19 protein-coding genes and 3 tRNA genes are annotated in these 20,579 nt (G+C 41.4%); 19 read left to right on the plus strand and 3 right to left on the minus strand.

The features are described from left to right. On the minus strand, nt 1-186 hold a 186-nt coding region (locus tag F607_RS0116985), incomplete at its 3' end, for a transposase (RefSeq protein WP_027709062.1). Between the two features lie 442 nt (nt 187-628). On the opposite strand from F607_RS0116985, the gene glsB reads away from it, so the two are divergent. Then, on the plus strand, nt 629-1,549 hold the full coding sequence (gene glsB / locus F607_RS0116990; protein WP_027709063.1) for a glutaminase B: 921 nt from the start codon (nt 629-631) through the stop codon (nt 1,547-1,549). 64 nt (nt 1,550-1,613) lie between these two features. Here glsB and F607_RS0116995 read toward each other — a convergent pair whose 3' ends face one another. Next, a complete protein-coding gene (locus F607_RS0116995; RefSeq protein WP_038291687.1) occupies nt 1,614-2,447 on the minus strand; it encodes a dienelactone hydrolase family protein in 834 nt (277 codons plus the stop codon). 202 nt (nt 2,448-2,649) lie between these two features. Here F607_RS0116995 and msrA point away from each other — a divergent pair, with 202 nt between their 5' ends. Then, nucleotides 2,650-3,273: a peptide-methionine (S)-S-oxide reductase MsrA gene (gene msrA / locus F607_RS0117000; RefSeq protein ID WP_038291690.1), complete on the plus strand. Its 624-nt coding sequence runs from the start codon at nt 2,650-2,652 to the stop codon at nt 3,271-3,273. 1,277 nt (nt 3,274-4,550) lie between these two features. Beyond that, on the plus strand, nt 4,551-4,832 hold the full coding sequence (locus F607_RS0117010; protein ID WP_027709066.1) for a ComEA family DNA-binding protein: 282 nt from the start codon (nt 4,551-4,553) through the stop codon (nt 4,830-4,832). A 17-nt stretch (nt 4,833-4,849) separates the two neighbouring features. On the opposite strand, the gene F607_RS0117015 is transcribed toward F607_RS0117010, so the two are convergent. Further along, nucleotides 4,850-4,925 (minus strand) — tRNA-Asn (locus F607_RS0117015). A gap of 341 nt (nt 4,926-5,266) precedes the next feature. Between F607_RS0117015 and uvrB the strand changes: the two genes are divergently transcribed. The 16 genes from uvrB to F607_RS0117095 form a co-directional block, all read left to right on the plus strand. Then, entirely contained in the window at nt 5,267-7,282 is a 2,016-nt protein-coding gene (gene uvrB / locus F607_RS0117020; RefSeq protein ID WP_027709067.1) for an excinuclease ABC subunit UvrB, read from the plus strand. A 235-nt stretch (nt 7,283-7,517) separates the two neighbouring features. Next, a complete protein-coding gene (gene tviB / locus F607_RS0117025) occupies nt 7,518-8,795 on the plus strand; it encodes a Vi polysaccharide biosynthesis UDP-N-acetylglucosamine C-6 dehydrogenase TviB (protein ID WP_027709068.1) in 1,278 nt (425 codons plus the stop codon). A gap of 45 nt (nt 8,796-8,840) precedes the next feature. Beyond that, entirely contained in the window at nt 8,841-10,166 is a 1,326-nt protein-coding gene (locus F607_RS0117030; protein ID WP_027709069.1) for a UDP-glucose dehydrogenase family protein, read from the plus strand. A gap of 56 nt (nt 10,167-10,222) precedes the next feature. Further along, complete coding sequence (locus F607_RS0117035; protein WP_027709070.1) at nt 10,223-11,239, plus strand: NAD-dependent epimerase; 1,017 nt, start codon at nt 10,223-10,225, stop codon at nt 11,237-11,239. 133 nt (nt 11,240-11,372) lie between these two features. Beyond that, nucleotides 11,373-11,449: transfer RNA gene (locus F607_RS0117040), tRNA-Val, on the plus strand. A 150-nt stretch (nt 11,450-11,599) separates the two neighbouring features. Continuing rightward, nucleotides 11,600-12,316 carry a serine/threonine-protein kinase gene (locus tag F607_RS30180; RefSeq protein WP_211233663.1) on the plus strand — a complete coding sequence of 239 codons (717 nt, stop codon included), beginning with the start codon at nt 11,600-11,602 and terminating at the stop codon, nt 12,314-12,316. A 182-nt stretch (nt 12,317-12,498) separates the two neighbouring features. Beyond that, a complete protein-coding gene (thrS, locus tag F607_RS0117050) occupies nt 12,499-14,436 on the plus strand; it encodes a threonine--tRNA ligase (protein ID WP_027709071.1) in 1,938 nt (645 codons plus the stop codon). Between the two features lie 56 nt (nt 14,437-14,492). Further along, nucleotides 14,493-14,990 carry a translation initiation factor IF-3 gene (gene infC / locus F607_RS0117055; protein WP_038291691.1) on the plus strand — a complete coding sequence of 166 codons (498 nt, stop codon included), beginning with the start codon at nt 14,493-14,495 and terminating at the stop codon, nt 14,988-14,990. Nucleotides 14,991-15,079: 89 nt separating this feature from the next. Beyond that, nucleotides 15,080-15,274: a 50S ribosomal protein L35 gene (gene rpmI / locus F607_RS0117060; RefSeq protein ID WP_027709073.1), complete on the plus strand. Its 195-nt coding sequence runs from the start codon at nt 15,080-15,082 to the stop codon at nt 15,272-15,274. A 49-nt stretch (nt 15,275-15,323) separates the two neighbouring features. Further along, complete coding sequence (gene rplT / locus F607_RS0117065; RefSeq protein ID WP_027709074.1) at nt 15,324-15,680, plus strand: 50S ribosomal protein L20; 357 nt, start codon at nt 15,324-15,326, stop codon at nt 15,678-15,680. Nucleotides 15,681-15,889: 209 nt separating this feature from the next. Continuing rightward, nucleotides 15,890-16,888 carry a phenylalanine--tRNA ligase subunit alpha gene (pheS, locus tag F607_RS0117070; RefSeq protein WP_027709075.1) on the plus strand — a complete coding sequence of 333 codons (999 nt, stop codon included), beginning with the start codon at nt 15,890-15,892 and terminating at the stop codon, nt 16,886-16,888. Nucleotides 16,889-16,939: 51 nt separating this feature from the next. Further along, complete coding sequence (gene pheT, locus F607_RS0117075; RefSeq protein WP_027709076.1) at nt 16,940-19,321, plus strand: phenylalanine--tRNA ligase subunit beta; 2,382 nt, start codon at nt 16,940-16,942, stop codon at nt 19,319-19,321. Nucleotides 19,322-19,326: 5 nt separating this feature from the next. Then, entirely contained in the window at nt 19,327-19,635 is a 309-nt protein-coding gene (gene ihfA / locus F607_RS0117080; protein WP_027709077.1) for an integration host factor subunit alpha, read from the plus strand. Then, nucleotides 19,610-19,966: a MerR family transcriptional regulator gene (locus tag F607_RS0117085; RefSeq protein ID WP_027709078.1), complete on the plus strand. Its 357-nt coding sequence runs from the start codon at nt 19,610-19,612 to the stop codon at nt 19,964-19,966. Before ihfA ends, F607_RS0117085 begins: the two co-directional genes overlap by 26 nt. Nucleotides 19,967-20,050: 84 nt before the next feature. Beyond that, nucleotides 20,051-20,127: transfer RNA gene (locus tag F607_RS0117090), tRNA-Pro, on the plus strand. 240 nt (nt 20,128-20,367) lie between these two features. Further along, nucleotides 20,368-20,579 (plus strand): hypothetical protein (locus F607_RS0117095; RefSeq protein WP_027709079.1); only part of this gene is annotated, 212 nt, incomplete at its 3' end.

Genomic DNA, 20,579 nt, shown 5'->3' on the forward strand with positions numbered 1-20,579 from the left:
GTCATCAAATCCCCGATGACACGCTAGGCAGCGATAACGTTTTCGGGCAATTTGCTTTTGATGATTACCATTGCCTTCTACTTGTTGAGACTGGCAGTGAGGGCAGCTGACGCCATCAGGCCAACGTCTCTGACGAATAAACTGGTAGCATTGCTCATCATTTACCAGTTGTTTGATATTGATCATTCTTTGCTTATTACTGACTTAATTTACCCAAATAGACGTGCATAATACATCTTTGGTTGTATTATATGCTACCCCCTAGGAATCCATATAGAGCCAGCATTTTTATGTAAAGTTAAACTTGATACAAGATACTAAAGACAAGGTTTGGGCTTGCATTAGGTGGTTATATTACTACGAAACTGCACTTTAACCTTATAAAAAATAGGATATAACGAGAGCATTTATATGTGTTGCTAGGATGGGAGTAGTACTAATTAAAAAACAACGACATATTTAGTATGAACTTTTAGCGTTGATTGCTTAGCATTGATTGTTTGCTATCTCTCGCCCTGAATTTCTGTAAATAATTTGTACCGAATTGCAGTCATTCTCTTTGTTATCATGTATGATTGCCTCCCCCTATCAGGCAGGACTATTTATGCAGTGGAGAGGTAGTTGGAACATGCCAAGTAACGATATGCTTGAAGATATTCTTACTCAGGTCAGCCCTCTTTTGGGACAAGGTAAAGTAGCCAATTATATTCCAGCTTTAGCAAAAGTCAGCGCAAACAAGCTAGGAATCGCAGTATGTACTGTTGATGGAGAACTCAGTTATGCAGGGGATGCGCTTGAGCCTTTCTCAATTCAAAGTATATCTAAGGTATTTAGTTTGACCCTTGCCATGAATAGAGTGGGGGATGACTTGTGGACAAGGGTTGGTAAAGAGCCATCAGGGCAGTCATTTAACTCACTCAGTCAGCTTGAGTATGAGCATGGTATTCCCCGCAACCCGTTTATTAATGCAGGTGCGCTTGTGGTGAATGATATCCTTCAATCTCGATTATCTGCACCTAAACAGCAGTCATTAGCGTTGGTACGTCAGTTGTCAGGTAATAAGCGTATTATGGCTGATAAGTGGGTAGCACGAAGTGAATATGAACATCCGCATAGTGCCCGAAATGCGGCAATGGCTTATTTGATGAAGTCCTTTGCGAATTTTAACAATGAGGTTGACCAAGTACTACAAAGTTACTATCTGCAATGCGCTTTTATGATGAGTTGTGTCGATTTGGCTAAAGCTTTTGTCTATTTAGCAAATAGAGGTCGCCCATTATTTGGTGATAAACCAATACTTTCACCTATGCAAACTAAACGCTTAAATGCCTTATTAGCGACAAGTGGTTTGTATGATGCTGCTGGGGATTTTGCTTACCGAGTAGGTATGCCAGGGAAAAGTGGCGTTGGTGGTGGGATCATTGCCATCATCCCTGGTGAGTTGTCGGTTTGTGTGTGGTCACCCGCGTTGAATGAGGCGGGTAACTCATTAGTGGGGACTGCAATGCTGGAGACGTTTACCACAAAGTTGGGGCGCTCAATCTTTTAGCTATCACTTATGCTTAAGCCTAAGTGGCCATAAGTTGTAGTAAATGTACGGCATAGCATTTTAATTATGGTTCATTGGGAATAGGCTCAGGCATTGCTCGTTCAAATTGAACAGCAAGAAACTCAAGTAATTTTTGCCATGAGTCTTGGTCGGCTTCCGCATTATACCCGACAGGTAGGCTAAATTGTTTTGCAATCTGGTCTGCTGCAGGGTTGGTAAAACTATGTTTGGCGTTTGGATAGTTATAGAGTTTAAAGTTCGCGTTAGCTTTTTGCATTTCCTGCTTTATGGCACTAATGTCGTCTGTTGTTATCATTTTATCATCAGCACCATTAAAAACTCGAATAGCTGCCTTTAAGCTTGATGCTTGGGCGGGCTTGCCAACAGGCTTTAAGCTGCCATGGAAACTTGCTACGGCAGTTAAAGGCTCTCCCATTCTTGCCATTTGTAATACAACGCCACCGCCAAAGCAGTAGCCTATTGCTGCAATTAATGCTTTGTCTGCTTTTGGATGCTGTTTGATAGTATCTAATGCGGCTTGAAAACGCTTTTGTGCAATTGGCCACTTTTGTGTTGCTTCTTGAGCAAATTTTTTTGCGTTGTCAGGGTGTTCAGCTTTCTTTCCTTCCCCATACATATCAATGGCAAAGGCCAGATAGCCTGCTTCAGCTAACATGTTAGCTCTTTTCATTGCATAATCGTTTAGACCCCACCACTCATGAACCACAATAACCACGGGGCGCGGGCTTGGAAATGTTTCGCTGAAAGCAATATACCCTCTCATTTTGTGTCCATCTGTCGTTTGATAGTGCACTATTTCATGTTTTACCGCTGACAGGGCGGGAAAGGGGAGTAACAATATAAGAGGGAAGATAAATCTGGCGAAGTTGTATTGCATACTTTTATTCTCCTTAACACTAAAACGGCCCATAAAATATTGTTTTGTCACTATTCTGATATGTGAACGAGACAAGCCGATGACACTTTTCATTGTGCCTGAGAGCGGATGAACTGTTGGCAGGTAGGACATGATATTGAGAGTGATTTTCAGTTGATGTACTGTTTGTGATAATTCATGCTTAAGAGGTGTTTGCTTGGAGATGAATAAAAATAAACTACTCAGTGCTCAGGAGACTATTCCTGATCGCACCATGTCGATAGAAGTTGCAAAAACTCATGTGGTAAATGGTAATAAGATGATGGAGCCTTTTCCTGATGGGCTTGATATTGCAATGTTTGGTTTAGGGTGTTTTTGGGGGGCTGAAAAGCGGTTTTGGTCGGTGCCTGGTGTGTACTCTACTCAAGTAGGTTATGCCGGAGGGGTGACTAAACATCCTACTTATCAGGACGTATGTGCGGGTTTAACTAATCACGCAGAGGTTGTGCGAATTATTTATGACCCAAAGCAAGTAGATTATAAAACGCTATTGCAGATTTTTTGGGAGTCCCATGATCCAACGCAAGGAATGAGGCAGGGGAATGATAGCGGAACACAGTATCGATCAATAATACTGGTTTATTCAAATGAGCAGCGTCACGCTGCGTATGAAAGTTTACAACATTTTCAGCAGCATTTAAGTGATGCAGGGTATGGTCAAATAACCACAACAATTGAAGATGCACCACCATTTTACTATGCAGAAGACTACCATCAACAGTACTTAGCTAAGAATCCTGGAGGCTATTGCGGTTTAGGAGGAACGGGAGTTACTTGTGGGGATTGATTGTAACTTATTGTTTTGTAAAGGTATTTATTATTCTGCGGATAAAAAAAACCCTGATCCTAGTTGGGATCAGGGAGCCTACTCATACAAAACTAACCTTAGAGTGTGAGACTAAATAGTAGTAGAAGCAGTAGTGCTACCAAAGTCGTAACTTTACTGTTACTACTACGCCATGTACGTATCGACGGTTTTGATTATATGTATGTTTACTACAAAAATGCAAATTTTTTTGTAGTAAAGGTAAAAGTATCTGCTTTTTATGAGAAATTGGTAATTTTACAACATTGATGTAAGTCAAATTTTCTTTTTTGGGACAAAAAAATACCCTGACGAGAAAGGGGGAGGAGGATCGTCAGGGTTCTAGCTTCTCTGATGAGATAGTAAGGGAGTAACTCAACGCGAGGTTAATGTTAGTTGAGAACCTTATTTTTTTATGCGTAGCTCTACGAAATTAAATACGTTATTTACCTACGGCAAAGAAAAAATCACGTACATGAATAACCAATTTTTAAACTTAAAGGCATTTAATGTTTTAATTATTTTAGAAGCGAAATTTACTATTACCTTGTGTGAAAAATTAAAATGATCCAGGTCATAATTTGATGTATTTTGATCTGGGTTGTTTGAAGTGTGTGTTGTAAATAAATTTCATTAAATTGGGTAAGCTTTAAAAAAGCACAGTTTCTCTATGCTCTTGAAAGAAAAAATAAATATATAAAATAAGTTGGCAGATCTTATAAGAAAATTGATTTAAATCAATTTGTTGTAATGGGTTTCTCTGAAAATGCACTTTTTTTAAATGGTTGTATTAGCACTACTCAGATCCTCATGTATTCTTTATGCACTGCAATCATTCGTGCAGTACTTCCTTTCTCTTACAAAAAAATCACTATTTTTAGAGATGTTCTGAAGTTATATATACTTAAAAATAAAGATATTTATAGCGAGGCCTTTCTATTTATAAGTTCTCATCAAATTGTATTGACTGTTTGATTTGTACTAAATTGTTTTCTCGCTTTTAAGAAAAATATTAAATGAATAGTGTATTGATCTTTCCTCTTTCATAAAGATTAATTCTTATAGCAAAACCTTATGTGATTAAATTCCATATTTTGCTTTTTTGTGTTGGTTGAATAGTGTACAGGGTGAAAGTTAGTTGGTAAGTTATTGCACGAAACCAACCACTATTTTGATCTTAAGGAAAAGGTTAAAGGAATTTAAATATTAAATAACGGCAAGGATGATTGGGTAATTTAATTTTTTAAAGGATTTTTCCGATGAAAAAAATATTCATGGCATTGTGCATGGTATTTACGCTTGTAGTTGCACCATTTTCTTTTGCTAATGAAGAGGCTGCAGCTTTGCAAGCAATTAATATTAATACGGCAACTGCTGAGCAAATTGCGGATGCGCTAGTGGGGATTGGCCCAGCAAAAGCACAAGCTATAGTCGAGTATCGTGAAGAGTTTGGTGCTTTTGATTCTCTTGATGATGTTGAGCAGGTAAAGGGTGTAGGTAAGAAAACGCTAGAAAAGAATCAAGGGAAAATAGAGTTCTAAGTACATAATATATAATTTGGCTCCCCGAGCTGGACTCGAACCAGCGACCCAATGATTAACAGTCATTTGCTCTACCAACTGAGCTATCAGGGATCCCCAAAAGAACGGCTGCTATATTAATCGTAGTTGACGTAGACGTCAATACCCTACACAGGCATTATATAACTAAAAGTGCAATTGTGTTGGGTTTGCAATTTCTAGCCCCCAAACTTAATTGATTTATGTTTGGGGCTTTTTAATAGGCTTTTTAGAATGAGTAAGCTTATATCTATATGTACTGTAAAATACAAAGAGTGATGCTGTAGTTAAAAAGGGGTTTAGTTACTGTTTAAATCAGAGCCTTTCAATGAGAGTATAATAGACGATTGCAGGCAAACATTGCTCAAACAGGTTAAAGTACTGCCTAAGTTCAGGTTTTCGTTGAGAGGCTAATGATGAGTAAAGCATTTCATGTGGAAGCTAACTATCACCCTGCTGGTGATCAGCCGAATGCCATTAAGTCTCTAGTAGGGGGTATCGAAGCGGGGCTTGCATCGCAAACTCTACTGGGTGTGACCGGGTCTGGTAAGACCTTCTCAATAGCAAATGTGATTGCGCAAACTCAACGTCCCACCTTAGTCATGGCTCACAATAAAACATTAGCCGCTCAGCTATATGGTGAATTCAAAGCGTTTTTTCCGAATAATGCGGTTGAATACTTTGTTTCTTATTATGACTACTACCAGCCTGAAGCTTATGTTCCTGCTACAGATACATTTATTGAGAAAGATGCATCTATCAATGACCATATAGAACAAATGCGCCTTTCAGCGACTAAAGCGATGATGGAGCGAAAGGATTGCATTATTGTCGCGACGGTTTCAGCTATTTATGGCTTGGGTGATCCAGATAGCTACTTAAAAATGCTTTTGCATTTAAGTAGGGGAGACCAAGTTGATCAGCGAGCTATTTTGCGCCGTTTGGCTGAACTGCAGTATCAGCGTAATGATGTTGAGTTACATCGAGGAACATACCGGGTAAAAGGCGATGTTATCGATATCTTTCCTGCCGATTCCGATATTGATGCAGTTCGAATAGAGTTATTTGATGAAGAGATAGAAAATATCTCAGTCTTTGATCCCCTTACTGGGGCTGTTACTGCTAAGTTACCAAGAGTGACCATTTACCCAAAAACACACTATGTAACACCAAGAGAAATTGTGCTTAGTGCTGTTGACCAAATAAAAGTTGAGCTAAAGGAAAGATTAGCTCAGTTAAGAAAGGCTGATAAATTGGTTGAAGCGCAACGACTGGAGCAGCGCACCCAGTTTGATATTGAAATGATGATTGAGCTGGGTTATTGCAGTGGTATTGAAAATTACTCCCGTTACTTGTCAGGACGTAAGCCTGGTGAGCCGCCTCCTACATTATTCGATTATTTGCCTGACGATGCTTTACTGATTATTGATGAGTCCCATGTGACGATTCCACAAATTGGTGCTATGTATCGAGGTGATCGCTCCCGAAAAGAAACGCTTGTCAATTTTGGTTTTCGCTTACCTTCTGCACTGGATAATCGCCCACTGAAGTTTGAAGAGTGGGAGGAACGCTCACCCCAAACAATTTTTGTATCTGCGACACCAGGAGACTATGAAGCTCAACATGAGGGGCAGCGTGTTGAGCAGGTGGTCAGGCCAACCGGTTTGATTGATCCTGAGATAGAGGTTCGACCTGCAACGTCTCAGGTTGATGATTTGCTTACTGAAATTAACTTGCGTGTAACTAAGCTGGAAAGAGTTCTGGTTACGGTCCTTACTAAGCGAATGGCTGAGGACTTGACTGAGTACCTGGCTGAACATGATGTTAAAGTGCGTTACTTACATTCTGATATTGATACTGTAGAGCGTGTGGAAATTATTCGTGACTTGCGATTAGGCACCTTTGATGTATTGGTAGGAATTAACCTGCTACGAGAAGGGCTTGATATGCCAGAGGTTTCTCTTATAGCAATCTTAGACGCAGACAAAGAAGGGTTTTTACGCTCAGAGCGCTCACTAATACAAACCATTGGTCGTGCTGCGCGAAATATTAATGGTAAGGCTATTCTTTATGCTGACAGAATGACTGGATCGATGCAGCGAGCTATTGAGGAAACAGAGCGACGCCGTAGTAAACAGTTAACGTATAATAAGCAAAATAAGATTTCGCCCAAAAGTGTTCAAAAGTCTGTGGCGGATATCATGGAAGGAGCAGTCATTCCTGGAAAGCGTAAACGAGGTGAGAGACGTAAAGTAGCAGAACCTCAAAGGGATTATGCTGTTGCCGCACCGTCTTCCCCTCATGAAATGGTTAAGTTGTTAAAAAACCTTGAGGAAAAAATGTATCAGCATGCAAAGGACTTGGAGTTTGAGCAAGCTGCTGCGGTTAGGGATCAGATCACAAAGCTAAAACAAAGTACGCTCCTGCAATAAGAATTCCATGTTGATTGAATTACACTTGGTGTCCATTGAATTGGTGTGTCCCTTTTAGTGATTAAGTGAGGCTAGGTGCTTTCTTTAAAGATTGTAGTGAAGGGGGACAGCAGGTTTATTTGGTATTTCTCATGATATGGTAATACTTTGGTTATTAAAGAAACCTGTTCAGTGTTACCTATTATCTTTTTTTGGTTTTACATTCATATTTAACTTATGCGGAGTTTGATTCAACATGGAGCAGTTAACTGCTAAAACGATTGGTGTTATAGGGTTGGGTTATGTTGGGCTGCCACTTGCTGTTGAGTTTGGCAAGAAGCTTAATACGGTAGGGTATGATATTCATGAGCAACGTATCACTGAGTTAAAGCAGGGTATTGATCGTACACTGGAGGTTGACGCTGAGGAGCTAAAACAGGCTACTAAGTTAACCTATAGTGCAACTTTAGAAGATCTAAGTGCATGTGATATTTACATTGTGACTGTTCCTACACCTATAGACCGGTTTAAAAAACCTGATTTGACGCCTTTAACTAAAGCAAGTGAAGCTTTAGCGAAGGTCATCAATAAAGGTGATATTGTTATTTATGAGTCAACGGTATATCCCGGTGCTACAGAAGAGCATTGTATCCCCATCATTGAACGTGAAAGTGGGCTTGTATTTAATCAGGATTTTTTTGCAGGTTATAGCCCGGAGCGGATTAACCCTGGAGATAAAGAGCACCGTCTGGTAAACATCAAAAAAGTAACATCAGGCTCTACCCCAGAAATAGCTGAGGTTGTTGATCAGCTTTATGCATCTATTATTGTTGCCGGCACTCACAAAGCTAGCAGTATCAAGGTAGCTGAGGCCGCAAAAGTCATTGAAAACACCCAGCGTGATTTAAATATTGCGCTAGTGAATGAGCTAGCACTTATTTTTGAAAAATTAGGGATTGATACCCTGGAGGTGCTTGAGGCCGCTGGCACCAAATGGAATTTTCTACCCTTCCGTCCTGGTTTGGTGGGTGGGCATTGCATTGGCGTTGATCCTTATTACCTGACCCATAAAGCTCAGGAAATAGGCTATCGGCCAGAAGTGATTCTTGCGGGTAGGAGAATTAATGACCGAATGGGCAGCTATGTTGCTGAGCGACTGATTAAACTAATGGTTCAGAAAAAAATACATATTGCTGAAGCAAAAGTATTGATGCTTGGCCTGACGTTTAAAGAAAACTGTCCAGACCTCCGTAATACCAAAGCCATTGACATCATTGAAGAATTAAAGGCATGGGGCGTACAGGTTGATATTTATGATCCTTGGATTGATCAAGCAGAAGCTGCTCACGAGTATGGTGTGGAAGTATTAACAGAAAAACCAAATACGACCTATGATGGTGTTGTGCTTGCAGTCGCTCATCAACAGTTTATGAGTTGGAAAAAGCAAGATTTGGACAGTCTATGTAAATCTGCTTCGGTCGTAGTCGATGTGAAGAGTGCTTTTCCAAAATCCTGGGTTGATACTCGCTTATAAAAAACAAAGTTGCACACTAAATCTAGCTAGGCTGGACTGGAGTTCATGAAATTATCTGTAATTGGAGCGGGCTATGTTGGCTTAGTAACAGCAGCCTGCCTTGCTGATGTTGGCCATCAAGTTTGTGTTATTGATATTGATAAAACGAAAGTCCGGGCTTTGCAGCAAGGTCGAATTCCAATATTTGAGCCTGGATTGGCCCCTATCGTACAACGGAATATAGAAAAGAACCGGTTACACTTCACCTGTGACATGATGGCTGCTATTAGTTTTGCTTCTACACTTTTTATAGCAGTGGGTACACCTCCAGAAGAAGATGGTTCGGCGGATTTACAGCATGTGTTGGCGGTGGCTAATGCTATCGCGACGCACATGGATAGTCATAAAATTGTCGTGACTAAATCGACAGTACCTGTTGGAACGGCTGATCAAGTTCTCTCTGTTTTTCGGGAAAAACTGTTGGAGCGAAAAGTTGCTTTTTCAGTTGACGTAGTGGCCAACCCTGAGTTTCTTAAAGAAGGCGCGGCTGTTGCCGATTTCATGCGCCCTGATCGTATAATTGTAGGTACAGATAGTGAAGCATGTCGCTCGTTAATGAGGGAAATATATGCGCCCTTTAATCGACAGCATGATCGTATGATGTTTATGGATACCCGATCGGCTGAACTGACTAAATATGCGGCTAATGCCATGCTTGCCACAAAGATTAGTTTTATGAATGAAATGGCGAATTTGGCTGAGCAGTTAGGCGCTGATATTGAACAGGTTAGGCAAGGCATTGGAGCTGATCCTCGTATAGGCTATCATTTTATTTACCCAGGTTGTGGATTTGGTGGATCTTGCTTCCCAAAAGACTTACATGCTTTGGTAAATATTGCCAATAAAGTGGGCTATCGAGCCGATATTTTGCAATCTGTTATTCATGTGAATCAGCGTCAGAAACTTCGCTTATTTGACAAAATACAAGCTTATTTTTCTAATAACTTAGAAGGTAAGACATTTGCTGTATGGGGTTTATCCTTTAAGCCGAAGACTGATGACATGCGCGAAGCTCCGAGTATATCGCTCATGAGTGCAATCTGGGCGAGTGGAGGGCGTGTTCAAGCTTACGATCCCGAAGCAATGGGTGCTGCTCGTGACTTATTTGGCCACCGCAATGACTTTAGCTTGGTAGGTAGTCCAGAAGAAGCATTGCAAGGTGCTGATGCTTTAGTGGTATGTACTGAGTGGCATGTATTTCGAGCGCCTGACTTTGAGTTGATTAAAAAGCAGCTTAGTTACCCAGTTATATTTGATGGCCGAAACTTATACGACCCTGATCGTGTTAAGTATTATGGTTTACAGTACTATGGCATAGGTCGCGGTAATTGATTATTTTTTAATTACAATTTCAACATAATACGTTGGACAGGTAAAAGTAATAAACAATGAAAGTTTTAGTGACCGGTGCAGCCGGATTTATTGGTAGCCATGTCAGCATTCAGTTGTTGGCGCGGGGTGATGAGGTTGTTGGGCTGGATAATCTCAATGATTACTATGATGTGACATTGAAAGAAGCCCGTTTGGCACATATTCGTTCCCAGCCTGGTGCAGAAAACTTTCGCTTCGTTAAAATGGAGCTGGCGGATAAGGATGGCATAGAGCAGTTATTTGCGGCTGAAAAGTTTGACAAGGTGATTAATCTAGCAGCACAGGCCGGAGTTCGTTATTCTCTGGAAAATCCTCATGCTTATGTTGATAGTAATATTGTCGGTTTTATGAACATCTTAGAGGGATGTCGTCATCATCAAGTGAAACATCTTGTATATGCCTCTTCAAGTTCTGTTTATGGTGCCAATGAAAATATGCCTTTTTCAGTGCATCATAATGTTGATCATCCTCTTTCTCTTTATGCCGCAAGTAAAAAAGCTAATGAGCTTATGGCGCATACTTATTCTCACTTGTATCGTTTGCCCACTACAGGCCTGCGTTTCTTTACCGTATATGGTCCGTGGGGGCGTCCGGATATGGCCCTGTTTTTATTTACAAAAGCGATTTTGGAAGGTAAGACAATAGACGTCTTTAATTATGGTAAACACCGCCGTGACTTTACCTATGTTGATGATATTGTTGAGGGGGTTATTCGCACACTGGATAATATAGCCCAACCTAATGCGTCTTGGTCAGGCATGCAGCCAGATCCAGGTACTTCTAATGCTCCTTGGCGCGTTTACAATATTGGTAACAACCAACCTGTTGAGCTTTCTACTTATATTGAGACATTGGAGAAAGCACTGGGGAAGAAAGCGCAAATGAATTTGCTGCCATTACAGCCTGGGGATGTGCCTGATACCTATGCGGATGTCGATGATCTAGTCAATGATGTAGGTTATCGACCAAATACAACTGTAGAGACAGGAATAAAACGATTCGTGGCATGGTACAGAGATTTTTATCAGGTGTAAGTTATTTCTGCAAACAAAACACTTGTAGTCAAAGTTAGCGATAAGAATACGTTAATACTAAGTTTAACTTATATGAGTTAAATAAAGGGGCTTGCGCTTTATAAAAACTGCTGGTATCTTACGCCCACGATTTAGGCGCGTAGCTCAGTTGGTTAGAGCGCTACCTTGACATGGTAGAGGTCGTTGGTTCGACTCCAATCGCGCCTACCAAATTTATAAAAAAGCCAGCTAAAGCTGGCTTTTTTATTGTCTTTAGAAAATGGATTTGTTCTACTCAAAAAGCCCTTTTTAAACTGTCTTGCAACTTAATACGTTGGGTAGTATTAATATATAGCCGAATACACAATTTGGTTTATATTGGTGCTTTGCTTATATTCAGTTCAAACTTTTCTTTGCGTTGTTAAGCAAACGTTACTGGATTCTTCACTGCAGCTTGAGTCAGCTCACCCTCATGAGCCTATTATTGTGAGTCAAGTTCCTGAACCATGGCAATGTTTGGGGGTGGGAAATTATGCTGCTGTTTTTGTCCATCCTCAGCAGGGTGACTGGGTAGTAAAAGTATATGCTCATCACTTTCAAGAAGTCGCTCAAGAGGCCAGTGTTTATCGGCAGCTAGGAAAGCATCCTGCTTATTCTGAGTTAATTGCAGAAGGTGACACGTTTTTAGTGCTTAAGCGCTTGTATGGCGTAACTCTTTATGATGCAGTGCACCAAGGAAGCCTAATTCCTGAGCGGGTAATTACTGATATAACCTGTGCTTTAGCCTATGCGCAAGAGCGGGGACTTAACCCTTTTGATGTGCATGGGAAGAATGTAATGATGCAAAATGGCCAGGGATTTGTGGTTGATATTTCTGACTTTTACAAAGAAGGGTATGATCCTAAGTGGGAGCATTTACGTAAAGCTTACTACTGTTTTTATCGGCCCATCATATATCGCATGCGGCTTTCGGTTCCTTACTGGTTGCTGGATATGACTCGTTATATCTATAGGCAGTGTCGAAAGCTTGGTTATCTAATACAGCAAATTCGTAAGCCATTGTCTTCCAGGGTAAACCGTTCTGTTCTCAAAGAATAGAATGATTTACAGGGCTGTGTGCAGGTTAACGGTATCTTCAGGAGTTGACTTTTTTTGCAAAAGCAGTATAAATACCAGCCTTTTGTCTAATTTTGTTCTGTTCTAAGCAGTTGACGTAAAGAATTCAACGCTTCATGTGGCCTTTGGTATGGGTCACCACTGTCACTACTTAAGGTAAGTTTATGCCAGTTATTACCCTCCCTGATGGAAGTCAAAGACATTATGAACATGATGTCAGTGTACTGACTGTTGCCAAGGACATTGGTCCAGGTTTAGCTAAAGCAACCATTGCTGGACGTGTTAATGGTACGTTGGTTGATGCATGTGACTTAATCACCGAAGACGCTAAGCTTGAAATAATAACGGCTAAGAATCAGGAAGGGCTAGAAATAATCCGTCACTCCTTTGCTCATCTTATGGGGCATGCTGTAAAGCAGCTTTATCCTGATGCAAAAATGGCTATTGGCCCTGTCATTGAAGATGGCTTTTACTATGATATTGCTTATGAGCACTCCTTCTCTCAGGAGGATGTTGAGGCTATTGAAAAGCGGATTAATGAGCTGACTATCAAAGACTATGATGTCATCAAGCGTATGACACCAGTCGATGAAGCAAGAGCTATATTCCAGTCTCGTAATGAAACCTACAAAGTACAGCTTATTGATGATATGGATGAATCAATAAAAGCTGTAGGTCTCTACTACCACGAAGAATACATCGATATGTGTCGTGGCCCTCATGTGCCTAATACTCGTTTTCTACGAGCCTTTAAGCTGACAAAATTAGCGGGAGCATACTGGCGTGGCGACTCAAGCAATGAAATGCTGCAGCGTATTTATGGGACAGCTTGGGCAGATAAAAAGCAGCTTAAAGCATACTTGAAACGACTTGAAGAGGCTGAGAAGAGGGATCACCGAAAGCTGGGCAAAAAATTAAGCTTGTTCCATATGCAGAAAGAAGCACCTGGTATGGTCTTTTGGCATGCTGCTGGCTGGACCCTTTATCAACAAATTGAGCAGTATATGCGACAAAAACTGCTTGACCATAACTACCAGGAAATTAAAACGCCTCAAGTTGTTGAACGGGCACTATGGGAAAAGTCAGGCCACTGGGATAAATTTCACGATGAGATGTTTACGACAGAGTCAGAAAATCATGACTTTGCCATAAAGCCTATGAACTGCCCTTGCCACATACAGGTTTTTAATCAAGGCTTAAGAAGCTATCGTGACTTGCCATTGCGTCTTGCAGAGTTTGGTTCCTGTCATCGTAATGAGCCATCAGGCGCTCTGCATGGGTTAATGCGGGTTAGAGGGTTTACTCAGGATGATGCGCATATCTTTTGTGATGAAGATGACATTCAGCAAGAGGTATCACGCTTTATTGACTTCCTACATGAAGTATATGCAGACTTCGGTTTTTCGGAGATTATCTACAAGCTTTCAACACGACCTGAAAAACGTGTAGGTAGTGATGAAATTTGGGATAAATCTGAGCAGGCATTGGCTAAAGCGCTCAATGCGAAAAAATTGCCATGGGAAGAGTTACCTGGTGAAGGGGCTTTTTATGGACCCAAAGTTGAGTTTTCTTTAAAAGACTGCATTGGTCGTGTATGGCAGTGTGGTACAATTCAAGTCGATTTTTCAATGCCTGAACGTTTGGATGCACAATATGTAGCTGAAGATGGTTCACGCAAAGTACCTGTAATGTTGCATCGTGCAATTTTAGGTTCATTTGAGCGATTTATAGGTATACTTATTGAGCACTATGCGGGTGCTATGCCTGTTTGGCTGGCTCCGACACAAGTCGTATTGTTAAACATTACAGATAAGCAAGCGGATTATGTTACTCAGATACAGGAAAAGCTCAAAAAACATGGAATAAGAGCAGCTGTAGACTTGAGAAACGAGAAAATCAGCTTTAAAATCCGTGAGCACACTTTACAGAAAGTTCCTTATCTACTAATAGTTGGCGATAAGGAAGTAGATTCGAATGCGGTCGCTGTCAGAACGCGGTTAGGCGAAGACCAAGGTTCTGTGCCTGTTGATGATTTTATCAGCTTATTAAAGCAGGAAATTTCTCAACATGGCAGAAGCAGCAATGAGAAAGATACGAAGTAGGAGATACCACAATTAAGCGCGACAACAGAAAAGATAAACGCACACCAACAACCGCCATGAATGAAGAGATTAAAGCTCGGGAGGTGCGTTTAATAGATGCCGAAGGCACACAGGTCGGTATTGTGCCTATTAGTGAAGCACTGGAGACTGCAAAGCAGGCTGAGTTAGACTTGGTTGAAATAAATAACAGTGCTGAGCCTCCAGTCTGTAAGATCATGGACTATGGCAAACATTTGTTCGAGCTTAAGAAGCAAAAGGCGGCCGCTAAGAAAAAGCAAAAACAAACTCAGGTGAAAGAAATCAAGTTTCGCCCGGGTACCGAAGAAGGGGATTATCAGGTCAAACTACGCAACCTGATACGTTTCCTACAAGAAGGGAACAAAGCCAAGGTTTCGCTACGTTATCGTGGTAGAGAAATGGCCCACCAGGAATTGGGTATGGAATTGCTTAAGCGCGTTGAAACGGATCTTGAGGATATCGGGATCGTTGAGCAATACCCAAAAATGGAAGGGCGACAACTCATCATGGTTTTGGCTCCCAAAAAGAAAAAGTAAATTCAATTAATTAGGTAGTTGAATTTGCTCAATAAAATTAGCCAGGAACAAGTCTATTTGTGTCCTGGCCTATGAATGCGGAGTTCTGTATGCCTAAAATGAAAACCAAACGAGGTGCTGCTAAGCGCTTCAAAGCGACGGCTTCTGGTTTCAAGCGTAAGCACGCTTTCAAAAGCCACATTCTTACTAAGATGACCACTAAGCGTAAGCGTCAGTTGCGGGGCACATCTATGGTTGCGAGTAGCGACCAAGCTTCTGTTGAACGCATGCTGCGTACCAGCTAATCCCTAAGCTTTGCTTACAGTTACAGGTATCATCTGAGGAGAATAAACCATGCCTCGTGTTAAACGTGGAGTTGTGGCCCGTCGTCGCCATAAAAAGATTTTAAAGCAAGCTAAAGGTTACTACGGTGCCCGTAGTCGTGTATTTCGCGTAGCGAAGCAAGCGGTAACCAAAGCTGGTCAATATGCTTATCGTGACCGCCGTCAGCGTAAGCGTCAATTCCGCGCTTTGTGGATTGCACGTATCAATGCGGCTGCACGTGTCAATGGTCTTTCTTATAGCCGCTTTATTGCTGGACTGAAGAAAGCATCTGTTGAGATTGATCGTAAAGTCTTAGCAGATTTAGCTGTTCATGAGCAGCAAGCGTTTGCCGCTATCGTTGAGAAAGCAAAGCAAGCGCTGGCCTAACACAGCTCAATCTGTTGTTAGCTTGATTAAAAGGAGGCCATGTGCCTCCTTTTTTTATTTGACAACGTTTGTCGTATTGAATTGGTAGTATCAGATTTTTTCTAACAGTTGGACTAGAGGTAAGCGTCTGTCATGTTTATTAGCAGTAAAATACAATAACTGCTGAGAGAAATATATTGACGCTAACGAGATTGTCTGCGGAGTGAACCATGAATAATTTGGAATCGCTGTTAGCCAGTGCGCTGGAAGAAACAGCCACTGCAGAAAACATCCAGTCACTGGATCAAGTGCGGGTTAAATACCTGGGTAAAAAAGGAGAAATTACTCAGTTTTTAAAAACACTTGGTGCATTATCTGCAGATGAACGACCTGCTATGGGAGCCAAGATTAATGAGGCAAAAACCCAGCTTCAAGCGGCTTTGAATGACCATCGTGAAAAATTACAACTGGCTCAACTTGAAGCTCAACTTGCTGCTGAGTCGATTGATGTTACGCTGCCTGGTCGTATAGAGTCACTAGGTAGTATTCATCCAGTTACTAAGACGATTGAGCGTATAGAAGATATTTTTCAGAAAATTGGCTTTTCGGTCGCAGAGGGACCAGAAGTTGAAGATGACTATCATAATTTTGAAGCATTAAATATTCCTAGTCATCATCCTGCTAGAGCAATGCATGATACTTTTTATTTTAATGCGCACACATTGCTTCGAACTCATACTTCTCCTGTGCAAGTGCGTACCATGGAGCAAAGCCAGCCTCCTATTAGAATTATTTGTCCTGGTAAAGTATATCGTTGTGATTCTGACCAAACGCATACCCCTATGTTTCATCAGGTAGAAGGACTGCTAGTAGATGAGAATGTAAGCTTTGCTGATTTGAAAAGTACTATTATTGACTTTCTGCGGGCATTTTTTGGTCGTGATTTACAGGTTCGATTTCGCCCTTCATATTTTCCTTTTACAGAGCCTTCAGCCGAAGTGGATATTGAGTGGGGAAGGGATAGTGATGGAAAAGTTAGGTGGTTGGAAATTATGGGGTGTGGCATGGTGCATCCAAAAGTTTTTGACTACTCCAATATTGACTCGGAAAAATATACCGGATATGCCTTTGGCTTGGGTGTAGAACGGATGGCAATGTTGCGTTACGGCGTTCAAGACTTACGCCAGTTTTTTGAAAATGATGTGCGCTTTTTAGAGCAGTTTAATTAAGTGCTTGCCTCATCAAAAAGTTATACACCAGGTGTAAAGTAAGGATTGAACATGAAATTCAGTGAACATTGGCTACGCGAGTGGGTCAATCCCAAAGTTGATACCCATACCATCGTGGAACAGTTGACTATGGCTGGACTGGAAGTCGATGGAACAGAGGCTGTAGCAGGTCAGTTTACCGGGGTTGTCGTAGGTGAAATTATTGCGGCAGACCAGCATCCTAATGCAGATAAATTGAAACTATGTCAGGTGTCTGTAGGAGGCGAAATAACATTCCAAGTAGTATGTGGTGCCCCAAATGCACGAGTCGGGTTAAAAGCGCCTTTTGCGCAAATTAATGCGATTTTGCCTGGAAACTTTAAAATCAGAAAAGCTAAGCTGCGTGGTGTTGAAAGCTTTGGAATGCTATGCGCTGAGGCTGAGTTGGGTATGGCAGATCAATCCGATGGCTTAATGGAGTTACCGAGTGATGCCCCTGTCGGTGAGGATTTACGAAAATATTTAAATCTAGACGACACTATTATTGATGTCGATTTGACGCCCAACCGTGCCGACTGTTTAAGTATTGCTGGCATTGCGCGAGAGGTTGGAATTATAAATCGTCAAGCGGTGAATGCAGTAGAGGTGTCGCCTGTTTCTGCAACACATGAAGAAATTTTCCCTGTAGAAATTAAGGCACCAAAAGGATGCCCAAATTATGTAGGACGAGTGATTCGTGATGTTAATGTTTCCGTTGAAACACCACTATGGATGCAAGAGAAATTACGAAGAGCTGGACAGCGTAGCATAGATCCAATAGTGGATATTACAAACTATGTCATGCTAGAAATCGGGCAACCTTTGCATGGATTTGACCTGGAACAGCTTGCAGGGGGTATTGTTGTTCGAATGGCTGAAGAAGGGGAAAAACTGACGTTATTGGATGGTCAAACAATTACCCTAAGTAGTGATGTATTAGTCATTGCTGACCAAAGTAAGCCATTAGCTTTTGCTGGAGTTATGGGCGGTGAGCATTCTGGTGTTTCTAGCAATACACGCCATGTGTTTTTAGAAAGTGCCTATTTTAACCCCATTTTTATTGCTGGAAAGGCGCGTCAATATGGTTTACACACTGAGTCTTCTCACCGGTTTGAACGGGGTGTTGACTTCCAGTTACAGCGAAAAGCTATAGAACGTGCGACAAAACTTATATTATCGATTTGTGGAGGACAACCTGGGCCTGTTACTAATCAATCTGACCCAGAGCAGCTGCCTGATACCATTGCAGTTAAGTTACGTGCTAGTCGTGTGCGTAGCTTATTAGGCCTTGAAATTTCAAACCAAGAAATTGCTGAGTTGCTTGGTGGCCTGGGTATGGTCATGGAAACTGTAAAAGAAGGTGCGTGGGTTGTAGGTATACCTTCCTATCGTTTTGATATTCGACTGGAAGTTGATCTTATTGAAGAAATAGCCCGTCTATATGGCTATAACAATCTTCCTTCTACCTCACCCATGGCGCATGTTGCTATGACAGGTTTGCCTGAAGATAAAGTGACACTTCGCCAACTTCGGCGTCTTTTAGTTGCTCAAGGTTATCGGGAGGCTATCAACTATAGCTTTATCTCTCCGGAATTGCAGAAGCTCGTTGAGCCAGAAGTTGAACCTTTGTCTCTGGCTAATCCAATTTCTGCTGATATGGGCGTTATGCGCACCAGTTTACTGCCTGGGCTGCTGAAAGCCTTAAGCTACAACTTGAATCGTCAGCAGTCCCGTATTCGCTTGTTTGAAGTGGGGCAAGTGTTCTTGCCTAAAGGGGATACTCTCCAACAGCCACAGATGTTGGCTGGTGTGGTTTGCGGCTTACGTAACCCGGAAAATTGGACCAGTAGCTCGGATAAATTTGATTTTTATGATTGTAAAGGTGTTGTTGAGCAATTGATCGCTTTAGGTGGAAAAGTAGATCAATTTGAGTTTCGTCGTGAAGTAAGGCAAGGCTTTCATCCTGGACAATGTGCTGCGCTTTTCTTAAAAGATGAGTGCGTTGGTTATTTAGGTCGTTTACATCCTCAGCTGCAAAAACAACTGGATATACCTGAAGTCGTATACCAATTTGAATTACAGCTAGACTTATTAACCCAAGGAAGTGTTGCCAGTTTCCAAGAAATATCAAAGTTTCCTGGTGTTCGCCGTGATATTGCTGTTGTAGTTGATCAAAAAGTTGATGCTGCAGATTTAATGAAAATTGTTGAATTTGAAGCTGGCGAACTGTTGAAAGACCTGAAGTTATTTGACGTTTATATTGGCAAAGGCATTGATCCTAATAGAAAAAGTGTTGCAATGGGCTTGACGTTACAGCATCCATCACGCACTCTTAATGAGGATGAGGTACACGACTTGATGACCAGAGTGACCCAAAAGTTAGAAGAGAGGTTTAACGCAATCTTAAGGAAGTAATGACCATGGGGGCATTGACGAAAGCAGAAATGGCGGAGCGCCTGTTTGAGGAATTGGGCCTAAATAAGCGAGAAGCTAAGGATATGGTTGAATTATTCTTTGAAGAAATTCGTCATGCCTTGGAAGCAAATGAGCAAGTTAAGCTCTCAGGTTTTGGCAATTTTGACTTGCGAGATAAACGAGAGCGTCCCGGTCGTAATCCAAAAACAGGAGAGGAAATACCTATTTGTGCACGACGTGTGGTTACGTTCCGCCCAGGGCAAAAACTAAAAGCTCGGGTAGAAACCTATGCTGGAACCAAGCAACAACAATGAACTGCCACCCATTCCTGGAAAGCGCTATTTTACGATTGGTGAGGTCAGTGAATTATGTGAAGTAAAGCCCCATGTATTACGATACTGGGAGCAAGAGTTCGCTCAAATAAAGCCAGTTAAGCGGCGAGGGAATCGCCGTTATTATCAGCGCCAAGACGTATTGCTTATACGACAAATACGCAGTCTTTTGTATGAGCAAGGCTTTACGATTGGTGGAGCTAGAAACCGGCTGGAAAGCGAAAACTCAAAAGAAGATATGAGTTACTATAGGCAGCTAATAAGACAGATGATTATTGAACTAGAAGATGTATTAAGTGTTTTAAAAAAATAATAACGCTTCATTAAATTGCTAGTTCACAAGCTTAGCTAATTGTAGTAATATTCCCACCGCATTTGAGGCGATGCCTCTATGTTTCGGAGTGTAGCGCAGCCTGGTAGCGCACCACAATGGGGTTGTGGGGGTCGGAGGTTCGAATCCTCTCACTCCGACCAAAATTTAGCCCGTAAGTCAATGACTTACGGGCTTTTTGCTTTTGAGACTCATTCTCGATTAAGCAAAATTAAGCAAGGATTAAGCAAACTTTCCACAAAAAAACACCCCGTTTTTATAAGACGCAAGTCGTATACCCTATCTTGAACTAGCCTTAATCAAATATTCATATGAATTCTTGGTGGATATTGAATTAACATTTATTATGCAAAATATTACCGTTTGATTTAGGAAATGCTAACGTGACTAATGAGAGTAAATCGTCTCCACTGTTGTATGTTCTGGTGACCTTGGTTTGTATTAACCTGGTTGTTACTGGCTATATTGCCCTTAACCTTCATTCGGCTAATAACGCAGCTATTCAGGAACAGGATAAAGACCAAACCAAGAATGTTTCTGCGGAAAGCGCCAACCTAGTAGCTGAACCACTGGTAAGGCTTTACAACGAGAAACA

This window comes from Zooshikella ganghwensis DSM 15267, assembly GCF_000428585.1.
GTDB classification, from domain to species: domain Bacteria; phylum Pseudomonadota; class Gammaproteobacteria; order Pseudomonadales; family Zooshikellaceae; genus Zooshikella; species Zooshikella ganghwensis.